This window comes from Phocaeicola plebeius (assembly GCF_003437535.1).
Lineage (GTDB): Bacteria > Bacteroidota > Bacteroidia > Bacteroidales > Bacteroidaceae > Phocaeicola > Phocaeicola plebeius_A.
This window is the reverse complement of record NZ_QSQT01000036.1, coordinates 24,254-33,053: the sequence shown is the minus strand read 5'-3', so window position 1 is coordinate 33,053 and position 8,800 is coordinate 24,254. Positions and strand designations below refer to the sequence as shown.

Genomic DNA, 8,800 nt, shown 5'->3' with positions numbered 1-8,800 from the left:
TACGCATGTTACTAAATAAATTGTGTCAACTTATTTAGTACACTACAGTTTTCCGGCAGACCTCTTTTTGTCTGATTTTTAAGTTAATAAATCATTAGCAATCTTGTTTTTCTCCGGCGAAAATACTAAATTAGGGCATCGCGAATTTTAAATGTAATGCCTATGAAAAAGTATGTAGCTGAACTAATCGGAACTATGGTTCTTGTACTGCTGGGCTGCGGTAGCGCCGTATTTGCAGGAGGAGTGGCCGACACAGTGGGTGCCGGTGTAGGAACCATCGGAGTGGCCATGGCATTCGGTCTTTCTGTCATCGCCATGGCATATACCATAGGAAACATTTCCGGCTGCCACATCAATCCGGCCATTACACTGGGTGTATGGCTGTCGGGAGGCATGAAAACGAAACGGGCGTTGATGTACATGCTGTTTCAGGTTGTGGGCGCCATTATCGGCTCACTGATTCTTACACTATTAGTTTCGACCGGTGCACACGGAGGACCGACGATCACAGGCTCCAACAGCTTTGCGTCTGATGCCATGGGGCAGGCGTTCCTGGCCGAAGCCGTGTTTACCTTTATCTTTGTGCTGGTGGCGCTGGCTGCCACGGACGAAAAGAAAGGAGCTGGCAACCTGGCCGGACTGGCCATCGGACTTACGCTGATACTGATTCACATCGTGTGTATCCCGATTACGGGCACATCCGTGAATCCGGCACGAAGCATCGGACCGGCCTTAATGGAAGGCGGACAGGCCATCGAACAGCTCTGGCTCTTTATCGTGGCACCTTTCGTGGGAGCAGCTTTCAGTGCGCTGGTGTGGAAATTCCTTCGTACTGAATAAGTAAAGACACGAGGATAGCATGTCTTTTTCATTTAAAAAACGTATCTTTGCAGCCGATTTTTAAATAAGGAAAAAGATATGCTATCACAAGGTATTTATTCGATTGTTTTACTGATTTTCTCGAACATCTTCATGACGTTTGCCTGGTACGGCCACTTGAAGATGCGTGAAGAGTTCAGCTGGTTTGCTTCACTACCGCTGATTGGGGTGATTGCGTTCAGCTGGGCCATTGCTTTTTTTGAATACTGTCTGCAGGTTCCGGCTAACCGTCTGGGGTTCAGAGATAGTGGGGGACCGTTTGACATCATGCAGCTGAAAGTGATTCAGGAAGTGATTACGCTGGCCGTGTTTACCATTTTCTCCATGATTGCGTTCAAAATGGAGTTGAAATGGAACCACCTGGCTGCATTTTTCTGCCTGATATTGGCTGTATATTTCGTATTCAAGAAGTGAGATAAGACGCTTGTCAGTTCTGCTGTTCGCGTAGGCGCTGGATTTCACGCTGTACGTCGTACTGGTTGCTTCTGACTTTATCTTTTCGGAAGAATTCTTTTCGCCGGATAGAGTCCTCGGCTGCTTTCTGGCGAATGTATTCATACAAGTTTCCCGCATCCTCCGCCTGCGCTGGTTGCGGGTTTTTCTTTTTCTCCTCTTTTACGGTATCGGGCCGAATCTCCGCTTGTTTTTTTACGGAGTCAGGAGCGGCGTAAATGGGCAGGAGAGGAGCTTCCGAAAAAGCCGGCTGAAAGGTAAGCAATGTCTGCGTGCTGTCGGCTGCCTGCTGTTTACGGAGCTGACGGTAGAAGTTGGGCACTTTTAAGCTGTCGGCAGCCGTGGGCTGATAGTCAGCATACCTTTTCCAGGCATTGGCATGCTTGCGGTTGTGTGCCAGCATGCGCCCGCGGCGGGTCATGTTGTCATAGATGAAGCCCATGAAATCGAGTCCGCCGATACCGATACCTACACCTGCAGAGCCTCCCACACTTTCATACATCCGTCCGGTGGAAGGCTTGATGCTGCGTCCGTATTCTTCGTCGGCATATACGCGGTTGGGATTCAGTGTCCAGGAGATTTCCCACTGCTTGGGCCGACCGGCTACCAATACATCGTATACAGGATCTTCTCCGAAACGGGTCCAGATGGTGTAAGGCTCCATGCGGACATAACTTTCCGGTTTCCACACTTTGGTGGTATCAATCAGGCTGCGGGGCACTTTCAAATCCACTTTGAAGTCCATCCACTTTTTGTTCAGCGGGGCTTCCAATGGTTTGTTTTCCTGTTTGGGTAGGGGATTAAAGTCAAATTGAATCATTTTTACTGCATCCATGTTGAGTTGCAGTTCTTTTTCCTGCTGCTGGCTCATGGCGGGCAGGATGCCGACTGTACATAGAATCAGTGTCAGCCGGGATGATAAATGTAAAGAGTAGTTCATGCCGTGTACGTGTTTATAGTCCTTTTACTCGTCCTCCCTGCATCCAGCACTTGCGATAGTAAGGTTCTTCCAGCCGGCTGACAATGACGCCGGAACTGGTGCTGGCATGCACGAATTTTCCGTCTTTCAGGTAAATGCCTACGTGATTGGCAACGCGTTTACGCCGTCCGTTATGGAAGAACACCAGGTCACCTTCCTGCAACTGGCGCTTGGATATTTTTCGGCAATTTTCCGTCCGCTGGGCATCAGAACTGCGTTGCAGTTTCTTGTGGTACACTTTTTTATAGACAGCTGAAGTGAAGCCTGAACAGTCTGTTCCCCGGTGAGTGGCTCCCCCATGGCGGTAGGGCACTCCAATCCAGTCGGCCACTTCCACGTAGAGACGATGATTGTCGCCGGCATCAATATCCATTTCCAGCCGCACAGCGGCACGTGCCAGTTCGCGGTAGTCCACGCGCGGAGCACGTGTGCCACATGAAGAAAGTATGAGACAGAGCCCGAATAATATATATGTCGAAAAACGAGTGATGCAGTATTTGTACATGATTGCTTATTTTGAACAAATGTACGTAATATCCTTGTTACATGGATAGGTACTTAGGGTATTTTAGAACCTGTTGAAGATTGTTTCATTTTGCTTTTTCCTGTATCTTACATAAAAAAACAGCGCCTCTTCCGAAAACGGGAAAGACGCTGCCTTTACAAATTGATTATTTATGGTATATTATTTCTGTACCGGAGAGCTCATGCTGACTTCCACTTCGTTCTTCTGTCCGAAGAAGGTCTTGGCAAAAGCTTTCAGGTCGTCACCGCTGATAGCGTTCACGGCTTCTTCGTATCCGGTATTCATATCCAGATTTTCCCAGTAGTAAGTGTTCAGGATATTCATCCAGTAACCGTTTTCTTTCTGGTTCTGCTTGTAAGTCTTCAGCATGTATTCCTTCACCTTGCTCAGGTCTTCGCTAACCGGACCTTTTTCGATGAATTCCTGAATACCTTCGTTAATCAGTTTCACCATTTCTTCACGACGGTTCGGGTCAGTATCGAAGTATACCTGGAAGGCACCTTTCTCTGTCGGATACTTGCTCAGGCTTCCGTTACAGCTTACGCCGTATGTACCACCGGCATCTTCACGTACGGTACGCAGGTAAACCATGTTCAGCAACTGACCAAGCATGCTCATCTGCAGGTTGTTCTTCAAATTATACTTGCAGTCGCCAGAATATACCATCAGCACAGTAGCCTTCGGGGTTTCCAGTTCCTTCACGAAGTTGTTTTCAAAGTGTCCTTTGCGGATGGCCATGCCTGTATCGCGGAATTTTTCGTTTCGCTTGGTAGCAGGCAGTGCACCCAGGTACTGCTCGATAAGCGGAGTAGCTGTTTTTGTATCTACGTTACCTACCAGAATGAAGGTAAAGTCGCTGGCATCCGCAAAACGGTTCTTGTAGAATTCCATCACTTTGTTGTAGTCAATCTTATCGAGCATGTCGGCTTTCATAGACAACGCACGCGGATGACGGTTGTAAAGTGCTACGTTGATAGAATCGCTGAAAGCAGTCATCGGGTCAGCTTCCTGGTTAGCCAGAGCAGCCTTGTTACGTGTGATGAAAGAAGTGAAGGCTTCCTGGTCCATACGCGGTGCAGTGAAGCGCAGGTAAGTCAGCTGAAGCATGGTTTCCAAGTCTTTCGGAGAGCAGCTTCCTGACAATCCTTCTGAATAGGTGTTAACCATTGCGCTGGCTGATGCCATCTTTCCGGCCAAAACTTTATCCAGGTCTACAGAATTGAAATTGCCCAGTCCACCCAATGAAGCAATCTGGCTAATCAGAGCGAACTGCAATACATCTTTATCGTTGAACAAAGAAGTTCCACCCGGACTGAAGGCCTGCATACGTACTTCGTCGGCCTTGAAATCTGTCGGTTTCAGAATGACACGCACACCGTTGCTCAGTGTCAGGATAGTAGAACCGAACACACCCTGTTCTGTCTTCACTACCTTTCCAGCATGTGGTTTTTCCTTCATCAGCGGTTCATCGGATACCTTGTCTACATAAGCTGTCAGCTTTTCAGCTTTTACTTTGTCGATTACGGCTTTCAGTTCGGCTTCCGTCGGATATTTCATACCGTCTTTTTCCGGACAGAACACGCTCAACACGATGTTTTTCTCTGTGATGAGCTGTTTCATTACCTGATTGACAGCATCTACCGGAATGTTCGGCACAATCTGGTTCATGATGGCATATTCATTTTCAATGCCCGGAATCGGTTCATTGTCAATGAAGTGACGCACATATTCATTTACATAACTTGCATTACGCTGCTTGTTACGTTCATTGTAGGCTGATTCCAGTCCGCGCAGGTAATCAGCTTTTGCACGGGCATACTCGCTAGCTGTGAAACCAAACTGACGCACGCGTTCAATTTCGCGCATCAACGTTTCTGTGGTCAGGATGATGCCGTCTTCCTTGGCTGCAGCAAAGGCCGCAAATGCTCCTTTTGTCTTAGCCACCAGGTAATCTCCATCCTGTACACCAGCTTCAATGAACGGCGGGTTAGCCTGCTGGGTCAGCTCGTTCAAACGGCTGTTAAGCATGCTTTCGATAGAAGAAACCATGTAGTTCATTACCAGATAACCCATGTTGTTCTTCTGATCGTTAGGCACTACATCGTGTTTGTGGAACAGATATACGATGGGCACCTGCTGTTCCTTGTCTTTTGCCACGGCAATGATAGGTTCATCATTGTCGGGCACAGGGAAATATTTACGTTCTGCAGCGTTGGCCGGCATTTCAATCGGAGAGAACAGCTTCTTGATTTTTACTTCAATGCTATCCACATTGATGTCGCCCACTACCACGATACCCTGCTGGTCTGGACGGTACCATTTTTCATAATAGTCTCTCAATGCCTGATAAGGGAAGTTGTCTACCACTTCCATCGTTCCGATAGGCAGACGATAGGCATACTTGCTGTCTTTATACATGGAAGGGAATACCTTTTCATACATACGCATCATAGCTCCTGTGCGTGTACGCCATTCTTCGTGGATAACTCCACGCTCCTTGTCGATTTCTTTCGGAGCAAGTGTCAGGTCGTTGGCCCAGTCGTGCAAAATCAACAGACAAGAGTCTACGATTCCGTCACGGATAACCGGTACGTTAGAAATATTATACACGGTTTCATCTACTGAAGTATAAGCGTTCAGGTTAGCTCCAAACTTCACACCGATGGTTTCGAGGTATTCACGAAGCAGGTTGTCGGGGAAGTGAGTGGTTCCGTTGAAACACATGTGCTCCAGGAAGTGTGCCAGACCACGCTGGTTGTCTTCTTCCAGGATAGAACCCACTTTCTGTGCAATGTAGAAGTCGGCCTGATTGTCGGGCAACTCGTTGTGACGGATGTAGTAGGTCAATCCGTTTTCTAACTTACCGATACGCACGTTGGGATCGGTCGGAATGGGCGGCATCTGTTGGGCGAATGCAGTCATCGCACCTCCCACTAAAATTACCGCCGCAAAAGTTCTTTTTAATTTAAAAACTTTCATCGTAATTTTTATTTAGGTTGTGAGTAATCAAAGAAGTCCGTTGGCCGACAAATAACGCTCTGCCTCAATGGCTGCCTTACATCCGCTTCCGGCTGCCGTAATAGCCTGACGGTAATGTGGGTCAGCTACGTCGCCTGCAGCAAATACGCCCGGAACACCTGTACACGGAGTATTGCCTTCAGTAATGATATAACCGGTTTCATCGGTTTTCACCCACGGCTTGAAAATATCAGAATTCGGTTTGTGACCGATGGCCAGGAAGAATCCGTCAATAGCCACATCGTAGCGTTCTTCGTCGGCTTCACCCATACGTTTCACTACGTGCATGCCTTCCACACCGTTATCGCCAAACAAACCTACAGCATTGTGTTCAAACAATACGGTAATGTGCGGATGATTCAGTACACGCTCCTGCATGATTTTAGAAGCACGAAGGAACGGCTTACGTACCACAAGATATACCTTGCTGGCCAGTCCTGCCAGGTACACAGCTTCTTCGCAGGCAGTATCGCCACCACCTACTACAGCTACGGTTTTCTTACGATAGAAAAAGCCGTCGCAAGTAGCGCAAGCACTAACACCCATACCCGCGTATTTCTTTTCGTCTTCCAATCCTAAGTATTTGGCAGTAGCACCGGTAGAAATAATCACGGTATCGGCGGTGATTTCCTTTTCATCGTCTACCACAAATGTATAAGGAGCCTTGCTCAGATCAGCTTTTGTCACAATTCCGTTGCGAATATCGGCGCCGAAACGTTCAGCCTGTCTTTTCAGGTCGTCCATCAGCACCGGGCCGGTTACGCCTTCCGGATAGCCGGGAAAGTTTTCTACTTCGGTAGTCGTAGTAAGCTGACCGCCAGGTTGGATTCCTTCATAAAGTACGGGAGAAAGATTGGCACGGCTGGTATAAATGGCAGCCGTATATCCTGCGGGGCCTGATCCGATGATCAGGCATTTTACATGTTCTGTTGCCATAAATTTGGAATATAGTTTGTCTTAATTTGAATAATTCTAGAACAAAAGTATATATTTTTTAGAATACTCCTTTTATTTATTCAGAGATTTTACGGAAATATGCATTCTTTATTCATTCTTATTCGCCCTTTGAAGGGGGATTTTTATTGCATAAATGAAAAATAGATGCTAACTTTGCCCGTCAATTAGATAAAACTAACATTTAATAAAGATATGTTTAGAAGTCATACTTGCGGTGAGTTACGACTCGCCGATGCAGGCAAGAACGTGACACTGGCCGGATGGGTGCAGCGTGCACGTAAGATGGGAGGAATGACATTTGTGGACCTCCGCGACCGCTACGGTATTACGCAGTTGGTGTTCAACACGGAAGTGAACGCCGAACTTTGTGAGCGTGCCAACCACCTGGGACGTGAATTCGTGATTCAGGTGAAAGGAACGGTAAGCGAACGTTCCAGCAAAAATGCCAATATCCCGACAGGAGAAATTGAAATCATCGTATCGGAACTGAATATTCTGAATTCAGCCCAGACACCGCCTTTCACTATTGAAGATAATACGGACGGGGGAGATGACCTTCGTATGAAATACCGTTATCTGGACTTGCGCCGTAGCGCTGTACGCAAGAACCTAGAACTCCGCCACCGCATGACGATGGAAGTACGCCGTTATTTGGATAGCAAGGGCTTCCTGGAAGTGGAAACTCCGATGCTGATTGGTTCTACTCCGGAAGGTGCACGCGACTTCGTGGTTCCTTCACGTATGAATCCGGGACAGTTCTACGCATTGCCTCAGTCTCCGCAGACTTTAAAGCAGTTGCTGATGGTTTCCGGCTTCGACCGTTACTTCCAGATTGTAAAATGTTTCCGCGATGAAGACCTTCGTGCAGACCGTCAGCCTGAGTTTACACAGATTGACTGCGAGATGAGCTTCGTAGAACAGGAAGACATCATCAATACTTTTGAAGGTATGGCCAAGCATTTGTTCAAGGAACTTCGCGGAGTGGAACTTACAGAACCGTTCTTACGTATGCCGTGGGCAGATGCCATGAAGTATTACGGAAGTGACAAACCGGATTTGCGTTTCGGCATGAAGTTCGTCGAACTGATGGACGTGCTGAAAGGCTACGGTTTCTCTGTTTTCGACAATGCAGCTTATATCGGTGGTATCTGTGCAGAAGGTGCAGCTCACTACACTCGCAAGCAGCTGGATCAGTTGACAGAGTTCGTAAAACGTCCGCAGATTGGTGCTAAAGGTATGGTATATGCACGTATTGAAGCAGACGGCACCGTGAAGTCAAGCGTAGACAAGTTCTACAGCCAGGAAGTGCTGCAGAAGATGAAAGAAGCATTCGGTGCTAAACCGGGTGACTTGATTCTGATTCTGAGTGGTGACGATGCCATGAAGACTCGTAAGCAACTTTGCGAATTGCGTCTGGAAATGGGTAACCAGCTGGGCTTGCGCGATAAGAACAAGTTTGCTTGCCTGTGGGTAGTAGACTTCCCGATGTTCGAATGGAGCGAAGAAGAAGGCCGCTTGATGGCTATGCACCATCCGTTCACTCACCCGAAAGACGAGGATATTCCTTTGCTGGATACCGATCCGGCTGCCGTTCGTGCCGATGCATACGATATGGTTATCAACGGTGTGGAAGTAGGTGGTGGTTCTATCCGTATCCACGATTCAGCATTGCAGGCTAAGATGTTCGAAATTCTTGGATTCACTCCAGAGAAAGCACAGGAACAGTTCGGCTTCCTGATGAATGCCTTCAAGTTTGGTGCACCTCCTCACGGTGGTCTGGCATACGGACTTGACCGTTGGGTATCTCTGTTTGCCGGTCTGGATTCTATCCGCGACTGCATCGCCTTCCCGAAGAACAACTCTGGACGTGACGTGATGCTGGATGCTCCTGGCTTCCTCGACCAAAAACAGTTGGATGAACTGAATCTGAAAATTGACATCAAGGAAAATAATTAATAACGTTTCAAGGAAAAAGACAAGAAAGTAAC

General features: G+C 47.6%; 7 protein-coding genes. 3 read left to right on the top strand and 4 right to left on the bottom strand.

Annotated elements, in window-relative coordinates:
• Nucleotides 1-162 precede the first annotated feature (162 nt).
• Complete coding sequence (locus DXD04_RS14595) at nt 163-840, top strand: MIP family channel protein (RefSeq protein WP_117673924.1); 678 nt, start codon at nt 163-165, stop codon at nt 838-840.
• A gap of 78 nt (nt 841-918) precedes the next feature.
• Nucleotides 919-1,293, top strand: coding sequence for a DMT family protein (locus DXD04_RS14590; RefSeq protein ID WP_007558495.1), 375 nt, complete (start codon nt 919-921; stop codon nt 1,291-1,293).
• A gap of 13 nt (nt 1,294-1,306) precedes the next feature.
• Here the strand turns inward: DXD04_RS14590 and DXD04_RS14585 are convergent, their stop codons facing one another.
• The 4 genes from DXD04_RS14585 to trxB all read right to left on the bottom strand — a co-directional run bounded on the left by DXD04_RS14585 (nt 1,307) and on the right by trxB (nt 6,791).
• Nucleotides 1,307-2,272, bottom strand: coding sequence for a DUF4858 domain-containing protein (locus tag DXD04_RS14585; protein WP_259296138.1), 966 nt, complete (start codon nt 2,270-2,272; stop codon nt 1,307-1,309).
• Nucleotides 2,273-2,285: 13 nt separating this feature from the next.
• Nucleotides 2,286-2,816 carry a C40 family peptidase gene (locus tag DXD04_RS14580; RefSeq protein ID WP_178287591.1) on the bottom strand — a complete coding sequence of 177 codons (531 nt, stop codon included), beginning with the start codon at nt 2,814-2,816 and terminating at the stop codon, nt 2,286-2,288.
• 180 nt (nt 2,817-2,996) lie between these two features.
• A complete protein-coding gene (locus tag DXD04_RS14575; RefSeq protein WP_117673920.1) occupies nt 2,997-5,816 on the bottom strand; it encodes a M16 family metallopeptidase in 2,820 nt (939 codons plus the stop codon).
• 27 nt (nt 5,817-5,843) lie between these two features.
• A complete protein-coding gene (gene trxB, locus DXD04_RS14570; protein WP_117673919.1) occupies nt 5,844-6,791 on the bottom strand; it encodes a thioredoxin-disulfide reductase in 948 nt (315 codons plus the stop codon).
• 213 nt (nt 6,792-7,004) lie between these two features.
• On the opposite strand from trxB, the gene aspS reads away from it, so the two are divergent.
• On the top strand, nt 7,005-8,768 hold the full coding sequence (gene aspS / locus DXD04_RS14565; protein ID WP_117673918.1) for an aspartate--tRNA ligase: 1,764 nt from the start codon (nt 7,005-7,007) through the stop codon (nt 8,766-8,768).
• Nucleotides 8,769-8,800 lie beyond the last annotated feature (32 nt).